General features: G+C 71.3%; 13 protein-coding genes and 2 pseudogenes. 10 read left to right on the top strand and 5 right to left on the bottom strand.

What is annotated here, in order from left to right; translation table 11 throughout:
• The first annotated feature begins 79 nt into the window (after nucleotides 1-79).
• Entirely contained in the window at nucleotides 80-853 is a 774-nt protein-coding gene (locus tag ACWD01_RS08545) for a DUF6879 family protein (RefSeq protein WP_451159470.1), read from the top strand.
• Nucleotides 854-857: 4 nt separating this feature from the next.
• A pseudogene (locus ACWD01_RS08550) lies at nucleotides 858-1,710 on the top strand (helix-turn-helix domain-containing protein).
• Nucleotides 1,711-1,753: 43 nt separating this feature from the next.
• Here ACWD01_RS08550 and ACWD01_RS08555 read toward each other — a convergent pair.
• Nucleotides 1,754-1,933, bottom strand: coding sequence for a hypothetical protein (locus tag ACWD01_RS08555; protein WP_451159472.1), 180 nt, complete (start codon nucleotides 1,931-1,933; stop codon nucleotides 1,754-1,756).
• Nucleotides 1,934-2,097: 164 nt separating this feature from the next.
• Between ACWD01_RS08555 and ACWD01_RS08560 the strand changes: the two genes are divergently transcribed.
• Nucleotides 2,098-2,586 carry a flavin reductase family protein gene (locus tag ACWD01_RS08560; RefSeq protein ID WP_451159474.1) on the top strand — a complete coding sequence of 163 codons (489 nt, stop codon included), beginning with the start codon at nucleotides 2,098-2,100 and terminating at the stop codon, nucleotides 2,584-2,586.
• Between the two features lie 81 nt (nucleotides 2,587-2,667).
• Here the strand turns inward: ACWD01_RS08560 and ACWD01_RS08565 are convergent, their stop codons facing one another.
• On the bottom strand, nucleotides 2,668-3,531 hold the full coding sequence (locus ACWD01_RS08565) for a class II glutamine amidotransferase (RefSeq protein ID WP_451159476.1): 864 nt from the start codon (nucleotides 3,529-3,531) through the stop codon (nucleotides 2,668-2,670).
• Nucleotides 3,532-3,747: 216 nt separating this feature from the next.
• Here ACWD01_RS08565 and ACWD01_RS08570 point away from each other — a divergent pair.
• Both ACWD01_RS08570 and ACWD01_RS08575 read left to right on the top strand, forming a co-directional pair.
• Nucleotides 3,748-4,565, top strand: a pseudogene (locus ACWD01_RS08570) (family 1 glycosylhydrolase).
• A 189-nt stretch (nucleotides 4,566-4,754) separates the two neighbouring features.
• Nucleotides 4,755-6,284: an MFS transporter gene (locus ACWD01_RS08575; protein WP_451159478.1), complete on the top strand. Its 1,530-nt coding sequence runs from the start codon at nucleotides 4,755-4,757 to the stop codon at nucleotides 6,282-6,284.
• On the opposite strand, the gene ACWD01_RS08580 is transcribed toward ACWD01_RS08575, so the two are convergent.
• Nucleotides 6,285-7,385, bottom strand: coding sequence for a carboxylate-amine ligase (locus tag ACWD01_RS08580; RefSeq protein WP_451159480.1), 1,101 nt, complete (start codon nucleotides 7,383-7,385; stop codon nucleotides 6,285-6,287).
• A gap of 336 nt (nucleotides 7,386-7,721) precedes the next feature.
• Between ACWD01_RS08580 and hpnR the strand changes: the two genes are divergently transcribed.
• The 4 genes from hpnR to ACWD01_RS08600 all read left to right on the top strand — a co-directional run bounded on the left by hpnR (nucleotide 7,722) and on the right by ACWD01_RS08600 (nucleotide 13,874).
• A complete protein-coding gene (hpnR, locus tag ACWD01_RS08585; RefSeq protein ID WP_451159482.1) occupies nucleotides 7,722-9,233 on the top strand; it encodes a hopanoid C-3 methylase HpnR in 1,512 nt (503 codons plus the stop codon).
• A 4-nt stretch (nucleotides 9,234-9,237) separates the two neighbouring features.
• A complete protein-coding gene (locus tag ACWD01_RS08590; RefSeq protein WP_451159484.1) occupies nucleotides 9,238-10,419 on the top strand; it encodes an MFS transporter in 1,182 nt (393 codons plus the stop codon).
• 167 nt (nucleotides 10,420-10,586) lie between these two features.
• The gene (locus ACWD01_RS08595; protein ID WP_451159866.1) at nucleotides 10,587-11,123 is read left to right on the top strand and encodes a Dps family protein; all 537 of its coding nucleotides are present in this window, start codon (nucleotides 10,587-10,589) and stop codon (nucleotides 11,121-11,123) included.
• A gap of 117 nt (nucleotides 11,124-11,240) precedes the next feature.
• The gene (locus ACWD01_RS08600; protein ID WP_451159486.1) at nucleotides 11,241-13,874 is read left to right on the top strand and encodes a SpoIIE family protein phosphatase; all 2,634 of its coding nucleotides are present in this window, start codon (nucleotides 11,241-11,243) and stop codon (nucleotides 13,872-13,874) included.
• Nucleotides 13,875-13,913: 39 nt separating this feature from the next.
• Here ACWD01_RS08600 and betT read toward each other — a convergent pair whose 3' ends face one another.
• A complete protein-coding gene (gene betT / locus ACWD01_RS08605; RefSeq protein ID WP_451159488.1) occupies nucleotides 13,914-16,049 on the bottom strand; it encodes a choline BCCT transporter BetT in 2,136 nt (711 codons plus the stop codon).
• 4 nt (nucleotides 16,050-16,053) lie between these two features.
• Nucleotides 16,054-17,712 (bottom strand): choline dehydrogenase, encoded by a 1,659-nt coding sequence (gene betA, locus ACWD01_RS08610; RefSeq protein WP_451159490.1) that lies wholly within the window; start codon nucleotides 17,710-17,712, stop codon nucleotides 16,054-16,056.
• Between the two features lie 85 nt (nucleotides 17,713-17,797).
• On the opposite strand from betA, the gene ACWD01_RS08615 reads away from it, so the two are divergent.
• On the top strand, nucleotides 17,798-19,294 hold the full coding sequence (locus tag ACWD01_RS08615) for an aldehyde dehydrogenase family protein (protein WP_451159868.1): 1,497 nt from the start codon (nucleotides 17,798-17,800) through the stop codon (nucleotides 19,292-19,294).
• The last annotated feature ends 218 nt before the right edge of the window (nucleotides 19,295-19,512 follow it).

Consider the following 19,512-nt stretch of genomic DNA (forward strand, 5'->3'; position numbering starts at 1 on the left):
ATCCGCTATGCCTCGACATTCGCTGACGCCGGCCCGGACCCTGGAACCCGACAGGCTTCGACACGTGAGGGGCACGGACATGGCACGCAGGTTGCGCTTCAACGGCACGGGCAGCGGAGGCACGGGTTGTCCGTCCATCCATGAGGACGTGGACAGCCGGGAGGTCATCGTTCACGGCCGGCCGCTGGACGACCCGGCGGACGTGGCACAGCTTCAGCATCTCTCCGAGGGCGAGGTGGCTGTCGTGGTGCCCCGCGAACTGCTGGTCGACTACGCGCCGAAGGACGCGACCCGCGCGGCGCGGATCATCGACCTGGCAGAGTTCGAGAACCTGTTCCGGACCTTCGAGCACACGGCCTGGCGGCTGGAGTCCCGACGCAGGTACGCGAGCGACGAGACCACTGAGACCTATCGCCGGTTCGTCGAGACCGGCGCGGCGCAGTGGGACCTCGATGACGCGTACTGCGCGATGATTCGCGCGCAGACCGGCCAGGGGAAGCGGGTGGAACGGGTCCGCATCGTCGACACGCCGCCGACGACCGGTCAGCTCTACCTGCTGGACAACGCCAGGCGGAACAGCGCCATCGGTGAGGACATCAGAAACCTGTCGAGGCCCGACGCCGAGCGGCTGCGGCTCCCTCAGGAGGACTTCTGGATTTTCGACTCCCGGATCGTCGCCAGGCTCAACTTCACCGACGACGACCGGCTCGTGGACGTCGAGCTGATCACCGAGCCGGCCGAGGTGGTCGCGCGCTCGCTGATCCGGGACACCGCCTGGCATCACGCCGTCCCGTTCCAGACGTTCGCCGCCTGCTCGGCCGCATCGGACGAGCGGGCCCCGGAGCGTTGTTGAGCAGGTGAGCACGGACTACCAGCAGGCGCGATCAGCTCTCGGAGCCAGGCTCCGGGAGCTTCGGACGTCCTGCCCACAGGGCCCCCTCACCGGGCCCCAGTTGGCGGGCCGGCTCGGCTGGACACAGTCGAAGGTCAGCAAGCTGGAGAACGGCCGGCAGACGGCGACCGCGGACGACCTGAGAGCGTGGGCGACGGCCACCGGCCGGCCGGAGACCTTCGACGAGCTGCATGCGCGGCTCAGAGGTTTCGAGTCGCACATCCGCTCGTGGCGGCGGCAGCTCGCCGCCGGACACCGGCCCGTGCAGGACGCGTGGAACGAACTCGTGGCAGACACCTCCGTCATCCAGGAATGGGAGCCCGCCATGGTGTCGGGCCTGCTCCAGACGGCCGACTACGCACGCCATGTCTTCATCCGCTACGCCGAACTGCAGAACTCGCCGCGTGACACCGAAGAAGCCGTGCGCTCGAGAATGAAGCGACAGGAGTGGCTGTACCGCCCGGGCAGCAAGCTCCACGTGCTGCTGTGGGGAGGCAGCCCTTCACGCCCTCGTCTGTCCGCCCTCGGTGCTGGCCGCCCAGCTCGACCGCCTCACCGGAGTCGTCGGGATGGACACGGTGGAACTCGGCATCGTGCCCATGGGGGCACTTCTGGAGGTTCCTGCCGCCGACGGCTTCTGGATCTTCGACGACCGCCTCGCCATCACCGAGGACTGGCACGCGGAACTCTGGCTCGACGACACCCACACCATCGCCACGTATCAGCGGGTGTGGCTGAAGCTGAAGGAGTCGGCAATGTTCGGGGCCCAGGCCCAGCACCTGATCGTCCAGGCGCGACGGGGGCTCGCCCTGCCGTGACGCGGCAGGTCATGCCCCCACCGACTCCCGCCCCGGCGCCCTGTCAGTGCCGGCGTGAGCCGGCCCGGCCGCGGAGGGCGTCGACGAGCCTGCGGCCGACGGCCACGGTCGAGATGCCGTGCGGTCCGCGCCCGAGGCGGGAGGGCGGATGGGGCTGGCGGCGGCGCGGCGCGATCCCGTGGCGCCGAATGCCGCGGACGATCGAGCTCAGTTTCATGGACATGGAGGAGCTCCTTTCCGGATCGGTGCTGCAGGGCCCTTCGGCCCACGCCCACCGCCTGCCCCGTGAAGCGCGCGGTATGCCGGAATGCTCCCCGTCGAGGCGCGACGCACGAGGCCGTGCTGGATGATGTTCGCGGGCGAGGCGGACGTACGGAAGGGCGGCGCATGGTGGCGGTGGACGGGTTCGTGGACCTGCTGGATCCCCCCGTGTACGTGGTGACGGCGGCGGCGGACGGGGAGCGGGCGGGCTGCCTGGTCGGCTTCGCCTCGCAGTGCTCGCTGAGCCCGGTCCGGTTCGCGGTGTGGCTCTCCAAGGTGAACCACACCTACCGCGTGGCGTGCCGGGCCTCGTTCCTCGGCGTGCACCTGCTGGGCCGCGAACAGCGCGGCCTGGCGCGGCTGTTCGGTGAGGAGACCGGTGACCGGGTGGACAAGTTCGCCCGGGCCCGCTGGGCGCCCGGAAGCGAGGGCGTACCCGTGCTCGACGACGCCTGCGCCTGGTTCGTCGGGAGGATCGAGGACCGGGCCGACTGGGGGGACCACGTCGGGTTCGCACTGACGCCCGTCGACGGCGGGGCCCGCCCCCTGCCGCGCGGATCGGCGCTCACGCTCCGCGACGTCATCGATCTGAACCCCGGCCATCCGGCGCCCTGAGCCGGGCGCGCGCGGAAGTCGGGGTGGACTTCCCCGCCGAGCAGCGGCTGCCGATGACCCTGAGCCAGGCCCGCGCGGAAGTCAGCCCACCGCCGGGTGCGGCAGTTCGCCGTCCGCGGAGAGCGGGACGAAGTCCTGTACGAAGTCCGCGCCCGCCCCGACCAGACCGCAGCTGCTCTCGGGGAACTCGGTCCACGCGCCCTGCAGGCCGCTGAGCGGCTCCGACACCACGAGGCGCGTCTCCTGGGACAGCCCGTCCAGGAACGTCAGATCCGGGTGAAGCGCGCGCAGGGTGTCGACGTCCGCGCTGTAGTAGAGCGACCGTGAGCGCCGCTCACTGGAGTACCGGAAGGCCCACAGCCGCTCTCCGTCCGTCACCGCGACGGTCATCTGGAGCGGGGAGTCCACACCGTGCCGGCGGCCCAGGTGCTCCACATGCCCCGCCATGCGTGCGACGGCCGTCAGCGGGTCCTGGTCCAGGCCGAAGGTCAGCGCCAGGAAGAACATCACCTCGGAGTCGGTCGATCCCTCGATGTCGGCGAACAGGGACGGGTCGATGACCAGGCAGAGGTCCCGGCGCAGCCGGTGGAAGTCGGCTATCGCGCCGTTGTGCATCCACAGCCACCGCCCGTGGCGGAACGGGTGGCAGTTCGTCTGCTGGACGGCCGAGCCGGTCGACGCCCGGATGTGGGCGAAGAACAGGTGGGAGCGGATGTGCGCCGAGATCTCCCGGAGGTTGCGGTTGTTCCACGCGGGTCCCGTCTCCCGGACCACGGCCGGAGTGTCCATGTCGGGGCTGTACCAGCCGATGCCGAATCCGTCGCCGTTGGTGGTCTCGACGCCCATCCTGGCGTGCAGGCTCTGGTCGATGAGCGAGTGGGCGGGGCGGTAGAGCACGGAGTCGAGAAGGACGGGCGTGCCCGTGTAGGCCAGCCATCGGCACATGTCGGACCACCGCTCCTCTCTGCCCGTCCTCTCCATGGTCACGCGGCCCGCGGGTTGATCGCCACGCAGCACGCCTCCGAACAACCGAGCACGGACGCCGGACGGGACAAACTTCCGACTTAAAATCAAGGCTAAGGAAAAGCCCTGTCGCACGTATTGACCACACCCGTCGGCGCCAGGCAGTCTCTGCGATCGGAGAGCGCTCTCCGAGCCCACGTGGCCCCCGGTCTGACCGACCTCACGGCCGCCGTCCGCGCCTCGTACCATCTGCTGCTCGGGCACGGCCTGGCCGCCCGGGCGATCCGGGCGGCGGCGACGGGCGCGCAGGTCGGCATCGTCAACAACCTCTCCACCGTGGCCCCGGCGAGCGACAGCGAGGCGACCTGGCCGCCGCCCGCCGGATGGACGGCCACACCAACCGCTGGTGGCTCGACCCGGTCCACGGCCGCGGCTTCCCCGCCGACATGCTCGACGTGTACGGCGTCGAACTGCCCGAACGCCCCGGCGACCTGGAGACCATCGCCGCGCCGCTGGACTGGCTGGGGCTGAACTACTACTTCCCGGCCGTGGTGACCGACGACCCGACGGGCCCCGCACCGTTCGCCCGGCAGATCCCCCGGCCGGGCGTACCTCGCACCGGCATGGACTGGGAGGTCGACGCGGGCGGCATGGAGACCCTGCTGCTCCGCCTCACCGAGGAGTACGGCGCCCGCAGGCTCTACGTCACGGAGAACGGCTCCGCCTACCCGGACACGGTCCGCGCCGACGGCACCGTCGACGACCCGGAGCGCGCCCGCTATCTGGAGGAGCACCTCGCCGCCTGCGCCCGCGCCGCCGGCAAGGGCGCGCCGCCGGCCGGCTACTTCGCCTGGTCGCTGCTGGACAACTTCGAGTGGGCGTACGGCTACGACAAGCGTTTCGGCCTGGTCCACGTCGACTACGCGACCCAGCGCCGCACGGTCAAGGGCAGCGGCCGGCACTGCGCGGACCTGATCCGCGCCCATGGAGCGGCCCGGTCGGCGCGGGCCGCCTGACCGTCCGCGCAGGGCCCGCCGGGGCCGCGGACGCCGACCCGGCCGCGGCCCCGGCCGGGCGTCCTCCGCCGCCGCGCACGACGCAGCGTTCCCGAGCCGGTCGGCCGTGGAGCTGCCAGAGTGGCGGTGGAGGAGTCCGTGCCGTCCGTGGCACCGGGCGCGGACACGGCGCCGAAGAGGGTGGTTCCTGTGACCTCGGGTTCGTCCGGCGGCGCGCCGCCGAGCGGTGTCCGGCCGCACGGCGCAGGCGACCTCTCCCCCGCACAGCGGTGGCAGGCGCTGGCCGTCTGCCTGATGGCCGGGTTCATGACCCTGCTGGACGTGTCGATCGTCAATGTGGCGCTGCCGTCCATCCGTGAGGGGCTCGACGCGCCCGAGTCCGTCCTGCAGTGGGTGCTGTCGGGGTACGCGCTGGCCTTCGGTCTGGTGCTGGTCCCGGCCGGGCGGCTGGGCGACGCCCGGGGACGGCGTGCGGTGTTCATGCTGGGGCTGGTCCTGTTCACCCTCGCCTCCGCCGCCTGCGGGGCCGCCCAGTCGGGCACCTGGCTGGTCGTCGCCCGTGTGGCGCAGGGTTTGGCGGGAGGTCTGATCACGCCGCAGGTCTCGGCGCTGATCCAGCAGATGTTCTCCGGTCCGGAACGCGGTCGCGCCTTCGGAGTCTTCGGCACCGTCGTAGCCATCTCCACGGCGGTCGGCCCCCTGCTCGGCGGACTGCTGATCCATCTCGCCGGTGCCCAGGAGGGCTGGCGCTGGGTGTTCTACGTGAATCTCCCGCTCGGCGCGGTCTGCCTGGTCCTGGCCAGGCGGCTGCTGCCGGACACCCCTTCGGCGGGCCGGATCACCGTGCGCCGGCTCGATCCCGTCGGTGTCCTGCTGCTCGGGGCCGGACTGCTGACCCTGCTGCTGCCCTTCGTCCAGGCACACCAGTGGGAGGGGTCCTGGAAGTGGCTGCTGACCGTCCCTTCCGCGGTCCTGCTCGCTTGCTTCGCGCTCTGGGAGCGCCGATGGCAGCGCCGCGGCGAGGAACCAGTGCTGGACCTGTCGCTGTTCCGGGTCCGCAGCTACTGGCTCGGGTGCCTGCTCATCCTCTTCTACTTCGCCGGATTCACCTCGATCTTCTTCGTCTCCACGCTCTATCTCCAGAGCGGTCTGGGCTACAGCGCGCTGCTGGCCGGGGCCACCATCACGCCGTTCGCCCTCGGCTCGGGGGTCTCCGCGACGGTGGGGGGCCGGCTGGTGAGCCGTTTCGGCCGGCCCCTGATCACCGTCGGTCTGACGATGGTCGCGCTGGGGCTCGCCGGTACCGCGCTCGCCGTCGGCCTGGCCCCCGGCCGCGGGGCGGGCTGGGCCATGGCGGGTCCGCTGCTGATCGCGGGGCTGGGCGGCGGCCTGGTGATCGCACCGAATCAGACCCTGACCCTGGACCAGGTGCCGGTGGGTTCCGCGGGCAGTGCCGCCGGCACACTGCAGACCGCTCAGCGCGTCGGCTCCGCGGTGGGGATCGCCGCCGTCGGGTCGGTCTTCTTCGCCCGCCTCCGTCCGGGCGACTGGTCCTCCGCCTTCGACGCCGGTCTCCTCGTGTCCGTCGCCTTCGTCGTCGCCGCTCTGGTCATCTCACTGGCCGACGTCGTCGGACGCAGACTGCGTCCGCGGTCGGCCGAGGCCCAGGCGCCCGACCGGGGCCCCGGGAAACGCCGTCACGGCGTGTCGGGGGCCTGATCAGGGGGCCGTGGTCTCCGCGACGACCAGGTCGGTCACCGCTTTCAGGCCGCCCTCGGCCAGTGCCCGCCGCTGCCGGTCGGCCGGTGTGCCCTGCCGCAGCAACCGGTGCACCAGCGACACCACCTCCCGGCTGTCGCCGGCGGCGTCCAGCGCGGGCGCGATGTGCTCCATGAGCAGGGCGACGACGTCGCCGGCGCTTCTGCGCTCCCCCGTCGCGGTGATCAGATGCCCGTTCAGCCCGTGCCGGGCGGCCTGCCAGTTCGCCGCCTGCGCCACTTCGGGCGGCCCGGCGACCAGCGGCGTACCGGCTGCGGCCTCCTGGATCGCGACGGTGACCAGCGCACGTACGATGCCGGCGAACATGACCGCGTCGTCGGCCCGCAGCTGCACATCCGCGCAGCGCACCTCGACGGTCGGGAAGCGGTCGGAGAGCCGGGCCTGCCAGTACAGCTGCCCGGTGTCGGAGATGATGCCGCTGGAGCGCAGTGTCGCGATGCGCTCGTCGTGGTCCGCGAGGTCGCGGAAGACCGGCGGCGGCCCGCTGACGGGCCAGCGGCCGAAGATCACGGTTCGCCAACTGGCGAATCCGGTGTCCCGGCCGTCCCACAGCGGCGAGTTCGCGGACATGGCGACCAGGACGGGCAGCCAGCCGCGCAGCCGGTTCAGGACGGCTACCCCGGTTTCCCTGGACGGCACCCCCGCATGCACATGCATCCCGTTGACCAGGTGCTCGGCGACGAGTTGCGGAGCCTGCGCCCGCATGGCGCGATAGCGCGGCTGCTCGGTCACCAGCGCCGACACGGCGCCCCGCCGCGGCGGGGTGGCACAGGCCGCGAGCCGGCACCCGTTCGCCTCCGCGGCCGCGCCGACGGCGTGCCGCATCCGCAGCAGGTTGCCGCCGACCTCCTCGAGGTCCGTGCAGACGGGCGTGACCAGCTCCACCTGGACCTGCAGCAGTTCCGACTGCAGTTCCTCCTCGTCGACGCCCGGCGCCAGACCGGCGGCCGCGCGCACCCGCTCCGCCAGCGGCACCGGCACCCCGGTCTCCGGGTCGAGCAGCAGAAATTCCTCTTCCACCCCTAGGGTGACCGGTTCCATGGGCCCAGTCTCACGGGCCGGGCCGCGCGAAGCGCGCAGGACACAGGGCCGTCGCCCGAAAAGGCCCCGCCTGCCGCCGGCGGACACCGGCCGGAAGCGGGGGCGGAAACCGCCGCCCACCCGTATGGCGGCCACGAAGGCGTGCCGGGCGCGCGCTGTCTCCGTGACCGGGCGGCCATGCGGTATTCCTGGCTGGAAACCGCAGGGAGGTGCATCGATCACACGTACCGCGGTCCGGCAGCCGCGCCGCCGCCCGCTCCGCCGCCCGTCGACGCGGCGCATGTCCACGTAGGCGCCGGGTCCGGCGGCTGTGCACCTTCATCCTGGGAGTTCCCCATGCGCGTGATGCTCGTCCATCCGAGCGCCCTGATGTACTCGGAGATCTTTCTGCGACTCGAACCGCTGGGGCTGGAACGGGTGGCGGCGGCGGCGCGGGCCGCCGGGCACGAGGTCCGGGTGGTGGACCTCCAGGTGCTGTCGCACGAACTCCTCGAACGGGAGATGCGCTCCTTCGCACCCGAGGCGCTGGGAATCTCGCTCAACTATCTGGCGAACATCCCCGAGGCGATCGACATCGCCCGGCAGGTCAAGTCCGCCTCCCCCGGATGCTTCGTCTTCTTCGGCGGGCACAGCGTCTCCTTCATCGCGGAACACGTACTGGAACAGGCCGAGGGCGCGGTCGACGCGATCGTGCGCGGCGAGGGCGAGCCGGCCGTCGCGCCGCTGCTGGAAGCGGCACGCGACGGGGGCTTGGCGACCGTGCCGGGCGTGGTGTGCGCGGACGGCCGCGGACCGGCGCCCCGCCTGCTGGACACCCTCGACGACCTGCCGCCCGCGCGTGACCTCATGCGCCGGCGCAACCGCTACTTCATCGGGGAGCTCGACCCCTGCGCCTCCATCGAGTTCACCCGCGGCTGCCCGTGGGACTGCTCCTTCTGCTCCGCCTGGACGTTCTACGGGCGCAGTTACCGCAAGGCGTCGCCGGAGGCCGCCGCGGAGGAGATGGCGACCATCCGGGAGCCCAACGTCTTCATCGTCGACGACGTCGCCTTCATCCGGCCCGAGCACGGCCACGGCATCGCCGCCGAACTGGAGCGCCGGAAGATCCGCAAGCAGTACTACCTGGAGACCCGGAGCGACGTCCTCCTGCGCAACGAGGAGGTCTTCGAACGCTGGACCAGGCTCGGCCTGCGGTACATGTTCCTCGGCATGGAGGCCATCGACGCGGAGGGGCTGGACCTCTACCGCAAGCGGGTCAGCCCGGACGAGAACTTCCGCGCCCTGGAAGCCGCCCGCCGCATGGGGATCATGGTGGCGATCAACCTGATCGTGGACCCGGCGTGGGACGAGGAACAGTTCCGCCTGGTACGGGAGTTCGCCCTCTCCGTGCCGGAGATCGTGCATCTCACGGTGATGACGCCGTATCCGGGCACGGAGATCTGGCACACGGAGGCACGGCAGCTGACCACCCGTGACTACCGGCTCTTCGACATCCAGCACGCGGTCGTCCCGACCAAGCTCCCGCTGGAGGTCTTCTACCGGGAACTCGTGCGCACCCAGGGCGTGCTGAACCGCAAGCATCTCGGACTGCGCACCGCCGTCGGGGCCATGGGCATCCTGGGGCGCAATCTGCTGCGCGGCCAGACGAACTTCGCCCGCATGCTGTGGAAGTTCGGCCGCGTCTACAACGCCGACCGCCAGATGGCCGACCACCGCCGGCCCGTCCGCTACGAACTGCCGCTGCCCACGCACCGCGCCACGACACCGCAGCGCCAGGACCTCTACATCCACACCAAGCCGCAGTCGACCCGGCGCCGGGAGGCCGACCCCGAGCCCGACGGGGTGTGACGGCATGAGCGGGGGGAGGCGGCCGGGCTACCCGGCGGCCGCCGGGGTGTTCGCCGTGGGGATGGCCGGGACCACGCTGCCCACGCCGCTGTACGGGCGGTACCAGGAGCAGATCGGCTTCTCCGAGCTGATGGTGACCGTCGTCTTCGCCGTGTACGCCGTCGCCGTCATCCTGGTGCTGCTGCTGGCGGGGAACTACTCGGACGCGGCCGGCCGCCGGCCCGTCCTGCTGTGCGCCATGGCCCTGTCGGCCGCGAGCGCGGGGTGCTTCCTGCTGCAGAGCGGTCTGCCGCTGCTCTTCGCGGGGCGGCTGCTGTCCGGCGGCGCGGCCGGACTGCTGAGCGGCGCGGCGACGGCGGCCGTGATCGAACTCGCCGGCCCCCGGCACAAGGAGCGGGCCGCGTTCGCCGCCACCGCGGCGAACATGGGCGGGCTGGGCTGCGGTCCGCTGCTCTCGGGCCTGGTCGCGCAGTACACGCCGTGGCCGCTGACGCTGCCGTTCTGGATCCATCTCGTGCTGGTCGCGGTGGCCGCGGTGGTGACCTGGTTCCTGCCGGAGACCGTGGCGGTGACGCGCCGGTGGCCGCCGCCGGCTCCGCAGGGGGTCACGGTGCCGCCCGAGGTCAAGGGCGTGTTCGCGCCGGCCTCGGTCGCGGCGTTCGCCGGTTTCGCGCTGCTCGGCCTGTTCACGGCGGTCGCGCCGAGCTTCACGTCGCGGACGCTGGGGGTCCACAACCTCGCGGTGTCGGGCGCGGTGGTCTTCTGCGTGTTCCTCGCGTCGACCCTGGGGCAGTACGGGACCGGGCGGATCGGCGCGCGACGGGCGCTGCCCGTGGGGTGCGGCGTCCTCGTCGCCGGGCTGCTGCTGGTGGCGTCGTCGCTGATCGCCGAGTCGCTGCCGCTGCTGGTCGCGGGCGCGCTGTGCGGCGGCGGTGGCCAGGGACTGGCGTTCCGCGCGGCGCTCACCCTCATCAGCGGCGCGGCTCCGTCCCGGCACCGCGGCGGCACCATCTCGGCGTTCTTCGTCGTCGCCTACGCGGGGATCTCGGTGCCGGTGGTCGGCGTCGGCGCGCTGGCGACCTGGCTCGGACTGCGCCCCGCCGGGCTGATCTTCACCGGGTTCGTCCTGGTGCTGGCGTCGTGCGCGGGAGCGTACGCGGCGCGCAGGCCGCCGGCGGGGGCGTGACCGCGGTCTGCGTCCGCACCGGTGAACCTCGCTCCGCCCGCACGCGGCCGAGCGGCGGTGTCCCGCTGCGGCTGATTTCCTGAACACCTCAGCCGAAGACATCAGGGACACCAAGGAGCACCGCCGTGTCGTCACAGCGTCCGGAGATCTCGTACACAGTGCCGGGGATGAGCACCCAGGACAGCAGGCAGATCATCTCGCTGCTGCAGATGCGCCTGCACTCCCTCAACGATCTCCACCTCACGTTGAAGCACATCCACTGGAACGTCGTCGGACCGCACTTCATCGCGGTGCACGAGATGATCGACCCGCAGGTCGACCAGGTCCGCGACATGACGGACGACCTCGCCGAGCGGATCTCCACCCTCGGCGGCGAGCCCAACGGCACCCCCGGGGCGCTGGTCGACGAGCGCACCTGGAACGACTACTCGATCGGCCGTGCGGAGTCGATCGAACACCTCGGTGCGCTGGACCTCGTCTACTCGTCGGTCATCAAGGACCATCGCGAGGCCATGCAGGCCACCGAGACGTCCGACCCGGTCACCCAGGACATGCTCATCGAGCAGCTTCGCTCGCTGGAACTGTTCCAGTGGTTCGTCCGCGCCCACCTCGAGTCCAGCGGCGGCAGGCTCAGCACGCGCGGCGCCACCACCGAGACCGCCGCCGCCGGCCAGGCCGCCGACCAGGCACGCGACCAGCCCTGATCCCCGAGCCGGCCCGCCCCGTCCCCGTCACGGGGGTGCATGCCGGCTCCCGGACGGTCCGCCACGCGTGGGGCGGGCGTCAGCGCGGCGGCGGATCTCGTGAGGCAGACTGAATCCATGGGCGACGTCATTGCCCCGGAGGCACCATCACGGCGGTTCCCCCGGGGACCGGAGAGCGTGGCGGAGGCCCGGCGGTTCGTGCGGGGCGCTCTCGCCGGCGTCGCGCCGGACATCGTGGACACCGCCCAGCTCCTGGTCAGCGAGCTGGTGACCAACGCCGTCCTCCATGCCCGCACGGAGACCGAGGTGTCGGCCGGCGCCGACGGCGGCACGGTCCGCGTACGGGTGAGGGACCTGCGGCCGGACCGCGCCCTGGTGCCGAACGAGTGCCCTCCGTACGCCGGTACGGGGCAGGGCCTGGCCCTCGTCGAACGGCTGGCGTCCCGGTACGGCGTCGACACCGACGACGCGGCCAAGACGGTGTGGTTCGAGCTGCGGCCCGACGGGGCGCGGCCGGAACCGGACGGCTGGCAGCCCGTCGCGCCGGCCTCCGGCGCCGAAGAGACCGTGACGCTGGTCGACGTGCCGGCGGCGCTGTACGCCGCCTCCCAGCAGCACCGGCACACGCTGCTGCGCGAGCTCACCCTGGCTGCGGCCACCGGGGCCGACCCCGGGGTCTCCCCGGAAGACCTCGCGGCCGCCCAGGACATGAGCAACGTGATCAGCGCCTGTGTGACGAGTGCGCTGCGGGAGTGGGCCGCGGAGGCGGAGATCCGCTCGCTCCCCCTGTCCATGCCGCCGGACGCCGGCCCCGCGGTGCAGGCTCTGCGAAGAGTTCTGGACCGGGCGGAGGAGTCGGCCCGTGACGAGCGCCTGCTGACGCTGCCGGCGCTGCCGCGCAGCCGCGTCTTCCACCAGTGGCTGTTCGACCAGATCGTCGACCAGCTCGCCGGGGCACATCCCACCGCCTGGACGGTGGTACCCAGGGAGCCGGGCGCCGGCCCCTCCGAGCTGGTGCCGTGGGACCCGAGCCAGGTCCAGGTCAGCCGGAATCCGACGATCGCCGCCGACGAGCGGAACCGGGTCATCGCGGTGAACGGACTGGCCGCGGACCTGCTCGGCTGGCCCGCGGACGATCTCGTCGGACTGCCGCTGACCACACTCATCCCGGAGCACCTCCGCAAGCGCCACATCACGGCGTTCACGTCCCTGCTGCTCAGCGGCCAGCCCCGGATCCTGGGCCGCTCCGTCCCGCTGCCCGCGTTGCACCGCGACGGCCGGCTGGTCCCCGTCCGGCTGTTCATCCAGACCCAGGAGACGGCCGACGGCCGTACGGTGTTCGTCGCCCAGCTCTCCCCGCGGGCGGCCGCGCCCGGCCCGTCGCCCCGCCCGCCCGTCCGGGTCCGGCCCGCCGCGCCGCAGGAGCCGGGCGGAGCGCCCGCGCCGGTCCGCGAGGGCGACCGCAGGGCGGACCGCGGCCCGGCGGGCATGTCGGCGCTGGAGCGGCTCACCCTGCTGGCCGACATCGGGGCCGCGCTGAGCAACGCCACGGACCTGGACGAGGGCCTGCAGCAGGTGGGCGCGATCCTCACCGACCAGCTGGCCGACTGGTGCGCGGTCGACCTGATCACGGAGGACGCCCAGGTGGAGCGGGTCTGTGTGATCCGCTGCGCCGCCCAGGGGCCGTGGCCGGAGGAGTACGAGGGCCGGCTGCCGCCGGTGTCGGAAGCCGCCCGGGGTCCGCTGGCCCGCGCACTGCGCGGCGCGGGCCCGCTGCTGCTCACCGATCCCCCGCCGCCGAGTCAGGGCGCGAGTCCGCTGGACGCCCACTATCTGGAGCTGTTCCGGAGAATGGGCGCGACGAGCGCCGTCGTCGCACCGCTCCGGGCCCGCCGGGAGGTCATCGGCGCTCTGACGGTGGCCCGCGGCGGCTCGCAGCGGCCGTTCACGGAACAGGATCTGCCGCTCGTCGACGACCTGGCCCGCGGCCTCGCCCTGGGAACGGACAACGCCCGTCTCTACCAGGAGACGCGGAACATCGCCGAGCGCCTCCAGCGCTCGCTGCTGCCCGTACTGCCGGAGATCGACCACCTCCAGCTCGCCGCCCGTTACGCGGCCTCCTCCACCACCGCCCAGGTCGGCGGCGACTGGTACGACTGCTTCACCCTGCCCAGCGGGGACACGGCGCTGGTCATCGGCGACGTCACCGGGCACAACCTCGACGCGGCCATCGCCATGAGCCAGCTGCGCAGCATGCTGCGCGGTATCGCCGTGGACCGGCAGGAGCCTCCGGAGACGGTGCTGCGCCGCCTGGACATGGCGAACCACAGTCTGTACCGGGAGGCCACCGCCACCTGCATCTACGGTCTGATCAAGGGGCCCGCGGACGGCCCCTGGGAACTGGTGCACTCATCCGCGGGGCATCTGCCGCCGCTGCTGATCAGCGAGGACGGCCGCACCCGGTTCCTGGAGGGCGGCTCGGGACTGCTGCTCGGGATGGACCCCGAAATGCCCCGCCCCCGGGCCAATGACGCGATCCCGGCCGGTTCGACCGTACTGCTCTACACCGACGGTCTGATCGAGCGCCGCGACGAGTCCCTGAGCCACGCCATGGACCGGCTCCGCCGGCACGCCGCCGCGCTGGCCCGCGAACCGCTCGACGTGTTGTGCGACGAACTCCTCATCGGGCTGGGCGCGGGCAGCGACGACGACATCGCCGTCCTCGCCGTCCGCCCCGTGCCGCCGTCCTGACGGCCCGCCGGACGGCGGGGCGGGGCACCGCGTCCGGCGTCAGACCTCCTTGCCGGGCAGATGCACCTCGGCCGTGTCGGGCCGGTGGTCGGGCAGCGCCGAGCGTGCGGTGGACTCCCGGTGCAGCCGCAGGAACTCCAGGTGCCGCTCGTACTGGTCGAGGATGTTGCCGATGAGCTGCTCCTTGCTGTAACCCATCACGTCGTAGCCCTGGCTGCCGTCGGCGAGGTGCACTTCGAACCGCACATACGTGTCGTGCTCGGTGACCACGCGGTGGGCGAACGCCGGCGTGGGGACCTCGACCGGCCACAGGCGGTAGATGAAGACCTCGTCCCCTCCCATCGGGACCCGCAGTTCCATGTGCGGCAGCCCGTTCACGTCGTCGACTCCCTCGACGATCGACGCCTCCGCTCCCTGCCGGCCCAACTCCGCGGCGACGTCCTCGAACGCGGGGTGGCAGACCTCGTCGACGAATCTGACCGCCGTCCGATGACTGGGGAAGCTCATCGCCCTCGCCAGGCGCCGCCGCCAGTTCCATTCCGTGCCCCGGCCCGCCTGCACCATCCGCCCGGACAGCGACGACGGCAGCGTGGTGGTCAGCGCGTCCTCCCGCATCCGTTCGATGCGCAGCGCTTTGTACAGGCCCCAGATGATCAGGAACATCACGAACGAGAACGGCAGGCCCATGATGATCGTCGCGTCGGTCAGCGCTGCCACCCCCCCGACCAGGAGCATGGCGAGGGTCAGCAGTCCGGTCGCCGACGCCCAGAAAATGCGGACCCACGAGGGGGCGTCCGTCAGCGGGGTGCGCAGATGGGAGCTGAGATTGCTCATGACCAGCGCGCCGGAGTCCGCGGAGGTGACGTAGAGCAGCAGACCGACGAAGGTGGCCAGCCCGGCGCTGAACGTGGCGCCGGGGAACTGCGCGAGCAGCTCGTAGAAGCCCTGTTCGGGGGCGTTCGCGGCGGTCTCGCCGAATTCCTCGTTGCCGGCCCGCACCAGCCCCAGGGCGCTGTTGCCGAAGACGGAGAGGAAGGTCAGCGTGAACAGGAACGGGATGACCAGCGTCGCCGCCACGAACTGCCGGATGGTGCGGCCGCGCGAGATCCTCGCCAGGAACAGCCCGACGAACGGCGCCCAGGCGATCCACCAGGCCCAGAAGAACAGCGTCCAGGCATTGAGCCAGTCGGTCGGCTGGTCGTAGGCGAAGGTGTTCAGCGTCATCGACGGGAAGCGGCTGACGTAGTCGCCGATGTTGAGGATGAGGCTGTTGAGGATCCGGATCGGGCTGTCGACGAACAGCATGTAGAGCATCAGGATGATGGCGAGCACGACGTTGAGCTCGGACAGCCGTCTGATGCCCCGGTCGACACCGGCGACGGCGGACACCGTCGCCAGGACCACGGCGAGGACGATCAGGCCGATCTGCGCGGCGGTCCCCTGGGGGATGTCGAAGAGGAACGTCAGGCCGTAGTTCAGCTGCACGACGCCGATGCCGAGCGACACGGAGATGCCGAAGACCGTGCCGATGATGGCCGCGAGGTCGACCGCGTCACCGATCCGGCCGTGGATGCGCTTGCCGATGATCGGGTACAGCGCGGACCGGATGGCCAGGGGCAGCCGGTAACGGAAGGCGAAGTAGCCGAGGGTCATGCCCATCAGCGCGTACATCGCCCAGCCGGTGATGCCGTAGTGGAACAGGGTCCACACGACCGCCTGCCGGGCCGCCTCCACGGTCTGCGGATCGCCCTCGGGCGGGGCGAGGTAGTGACTGACCGGCCCGGCCACGGAGAAGAACATCAGGTCGATGCCGATGCCCGCCGCGAACAGCATGGTGGCCCAGGCGAACAGCCCGTAGTCGGGGGTGGAGTGCTGCGGCCCCAGCTTGATGGCTCCGTACCGGGAAGCGGCCACGAACACGACGAACAGCAGATACAGGGTGGCGGCGAGGAAGTAGTACCAGCCGAACACCGAGGAGATCCAGTCCACCACGACGCCGATGGTGTTCTCCGCGCCCGTCGGCGTGATGATGGCCCAGATCGAGATGGCGAGGATGAGCACGGACGACCCGAAGAAGACGACGGGCTTGAGCCTGCTCTCCCTCCCCGGGCCGGTGACCGCTGCTGCCGGGTCCTGCGGCTCCGGTACGTTGCCGCTTCCTCCGTCGATCGACACGGTGTCAGCTCTCCTGGGTGCTGTGCCGGTAGAAGTCCACTGTGGCCGGGGGCAGCGGGGTGTTGCCGAGGATGAGGTCGGCCGACTTCTCGGCGAGCATCATCACCGGCGCGTAGATGTTGCCGTTGGTGAGGTACGGCATCGCGGACGCGTCGACCACACGCAGCCCCTCGACGCCGTGCACGCGCATGGTGTCGGGGTCCAGCACCGACATCTCGTCGACGCCCATGCGGGCGGTGCAGGACGGGTGGTACGCGGTCTCGGCGTCGCGGGCGACCCACTCCAGAATCTCCTCGTCCGTCTCGACCCCCGGGCCGGGCGACAACTCGCCCGCGTCGTACAGGGCGAAGGCGGGCTGGGCGAGGATCTCGCGCGCGACGCGGATCGCCTCCACCCATTCCTTCCGGTCATTGGGCGTGGACAGATAATTGAACCGCAGCGCCGGATACACCTTCGGGTCGCGGGACTTGATTTTCACCGACCCGCGCACATCCGAATACATGGGCCCGATGTGCACCTGATAGCCGTGCTCCGCGTCCACCGGCGTGCCGTCGTAGCGCACCGCGATGGGCAGGAAGTGGAACATCAGATTGGGATAGCGCACCTCGTCGTTGCCGCGGACGAATCCGCCCGCCTCGAAATGATTGGTCGCCGCCGGTCCGGTGCGGAAAAGCAGCCATTGGAGACCGATCGCGGGCCGCCGGGACCATTTGAGCGACGGGTTGTACGAGATCGGCAGCTTGCACGCGTGCTGCACATAGACCTCGAGGTGGTCCTGGAGGTTTTCGCCGACGCCACGCAGTTCGTGCACCATGTCGACGCCCAGCGGCCGGAGTTCGTCGGGATTGCCGATTCCGGAGAGCTGCAGCAGCTGCGGCGTGTTGATGGCGCCGCCGCAGAGGATCACCTCGCCGCCGAAGACCCGCCGGCGTTCCCGGCCCCAGCGGCGGTAGTCCACGCCGACCGCGCGCTTGCCCTTGAACAGCACCCGGTCCACCTGCGAGAAGCACTGCACCGTCAGGTTCGGCCGCTTCTTGACCGGGTGGAGGTAGGCGCGCGCGGCCGACCAGCGCCGGCCGCGGCGGATGTTGCGGTCGAAGCGGGCGAAGCCCTCCTGGCGGTAGCCGTTGACGTCGGAGGTCAGCGGGTGGCCGGCCTGCTGCGCCGCCTCGAGGAACGCGGCGAACAGCGGGTTCCGCGCCGGACCGCGTTCCAGCCACAGCGGGCCGCCCTGGCCGCGCCACTGGTCGGCCCCGGCGACGCAGTGCTCCATGCGCTTGAAGTACGGCAGGCAGTGCGCGTAGTCCCAGTTCTCCATGCCCGGGTCGGCGGCCCAGCGTTCCAGGTCCATGGGATTTCCGCGCTGGAAAATCATCCCGTTGATGGAACTGGATCCGCCGAGCAGCTTTCCGCGGCCCTGGGTGACGCGCCGGCCGTCCATGAAGGGCTCGGGTTCCGATTCGTAGCACCAGTCGTAGAAACGATTGCCGATGACCATCGTCAACGCGGCGGGCATGTGCGTGAAGATGTCCCAGATCCAGTCCGGGCGGCCGGCCTCGAGCACGAGGACCCTGTTCTCCCGGTCCGCGCTGAGCCGATTCGCCAGTGCGCAACCGGCCGAGCCTCCGCCGACGATGATGTAGTCGTACTCCGTCCGGCCCATGTTGCTCCTCGCGCTCATTGCACTACTCAGCGTTACAGGCTAAACATAAGCGGCGGGGAATTCCGGCGCACAACGGTGCAGCTGCATTCGGCTCAACCGGGGAAGGACTGCTACGTCCAGTCTGTTTATCGGCGGAAAGTGGATCGCCGCTTCGAGCGGCGCCACACGCGAGATTCTGAATCCCTACGACCAGTCCGTTGTCAGATCCGTGGACGAGGGCGACCGGACGGACGCGCTGGCCGCGGTGGCCGCGGCGAGGGCCGCGTTCGACCGCGGCGACTGGCCGTCCTGGGCCCCGCGGCAGCGCTCCGAGCTGCTGCACAGAACGGCCGAGTACCTCCAGCGCGACCGGGCGGAGATCGCCCGGCTGGAAACGCTGGACACCGGGAAGACACTCGTCGAGAGCGGCATCGACGTCGATGACGTGACGGCGGTGTTCCGCTACTACGCGGGCCAGGCCGAGGTGGATTCCGGACGGGTGGTGGACGCGGGCGACCCCAAGATCCGCAGCCGCGTCGTCCACGAGCCGGTCGGTGTCTGCGCGTTGATCACGCCCTGGAACTACCCGCTGCTCCAGGCGTCGTGGAAGGTGGCCCCCGCGCTGGCGGCCGGGAACACCATGGTGATCAAGCCCAGCGAGATCACCCCGCTGACCACCATCAAGATGGTGGAGCTGATCGAGGAGGCCGGTGCGCCCGCCGGCGTGGTCAACCTCGTGCTCGGTGCGGGCGGGACGGCCGGCGCGCCGTTGGTGGAGAGCCCCGACGTGGACCTGGTGTCCTTCACCGGCGGCCTGTCGACCGGGCAGATGATCATGCGCACGGCGGCCGACACCGTGAAGAACGTCGCCCTCGAACTGGGCGGCAAGAACCCCAACATCGTGTTCGCCGACGCCGATGTCGAGACCGCGATCGACCACGCCCTCATGGCCGTGTTCTTCCACGCCGGGCAGGTGTGCTCGGCGGGCACCCGGCTCATCGTCGAGGACTCCCTGCACGACGCCTTCGTCTCCGAACTGGTCCGCCGCACCGAGCGCATCCGGCTGGGCAACGGGCTGCACGAGGACACCGAGAGCGGCCCGCTCGTCTCCGCCGCGCACCGGGACAAGGTCGAGTCCTACGTGCGGCTGGGCGTCGAGGAGGGCGCGAGGCTGGTCGCGGGCGGCAAGCGGCCGGACGAACCGGAGCTGGGCAACGGCTTCTTCTACCGGCCGACGGTGTTCGTCGACTGCATGCAGGACATGCGCATCGTCCAGGAGGAGACCTTCGGTCCCATCCTGACCGTGGAGCGCTTCACCGACGAGGACCGCGCGGTCGAACTGGGCAACCACACCGACTACGGGCTCGCCGGAGCCGTGTGGACCAAGGATGCCGGCCGGGCCGAGCGGGTGGCGCGGCGGCTGCGGCACGGCACGGTGTGGATCAACGACTTCGGCCCGTATCTGCCGCAGGCGGAGTGGGGCGGGTTCAAACGCTCCGGCATCGGCAGGGAGCTCGGTCAGGAAGGGCTCGCCGAATACCGCCAGGCCAAGCACATCTACGAGAACACCGATCCGGAGCCGCAGCGCTGGTTCGCGCGCTGAGATTCCGTAGTGCCGGGAGCCCGGGCGGGCCGCGGGTCCGCCCGGGCTCCCGGCTGCGGCGGGGGCGTTTTGTCCGGCGCCGGCGTATCGCCCGAGGGACAGCGTGCCCCGCCGCCCGGGCGGCGGGGCGATCCGCGCCGACCGAGGGAGAGCGGGATGACAGGCACCGCGAAGCCCAACGACACACCGGCCGCCGTCGTCCATATGCGCCCGCCGGC

It is taken from the genome of Streptomyces sp. NPDC002835 (assembly GCF_053591995.1).

Bases quoted from the DNA above. Each gene is read 5' to 3' on its own strand.
- ACWD01_RS08545 (WP_451159470.1), top strand. From the start codon at position 80: ATGGCACGCAGGTTGCGCTTCAACGGCACGGGCAGCGGAGGCACGGGT.
- ACWD01_RS08555 (WP_451159472.1), bottom strand. From the start codon at position 1,933: ATGTCCATGAAACTGAGCTCGATCGTCCGCGGCATTCGGCGCCACGGG.
- ACWD01_RS08560 (WP_451159474.1), top strand. From the start codon at position 2,098: ATGGTGGCGGTGGACGGGTTCGTGGACCTGCTGGATCCCCCCGTGTAC.
- ACWD01_RS08565 (WP_451159476.1), bottom strand. From the start codon at position 3,531: ATGTGCCGATGGCTGGCCTACACGGGCACGCCCGTCCTTCTCGACTCC.
- ACWD01_RS08580 (WP_451159480.1), bottom strand. From the start codon at position 7,385: ATGGAACCGGTCACCCTAGGGGTGGAAGAGGAATTTCTGCTGCTCGAC.
- hpnR (WP_451159482.1), top strand. From the start codon at position 7,722: ATGCGCGTGATGCTCGTCCATCCGAGCGCCCTGATGTACTCGGAGATC.
- ACWD01_RS08590 (WP_451159484.1), top strand. From the start codon at position 9,238: ATGAGCGGGGGGAGGCGGCCGGGCTACCCGGCGGCCGCCGGGGTGTTC.
- ACWD01_RS08595 (WP_451159866.1), top strand. From the start codon at position 10,587: ATGAGCACCCAGGACAGCAGGCAGATCATCTCGCTGCTGCAGATGCGC.
- ACWD01_RS08600 (WP_451159486.1), top strand. From the start codon at position 11,241: ATGGGCGACGTCATTGCCCCGGAGGCACCATCACGGCGGTTCCCCCGG.
- betA (WP_451159490.1), bottom strand. From the start codon at position 17,712: ATGGGCCGGACGGAGTACGACTACATCATCGTCGGCGGAGGCTCGGCC.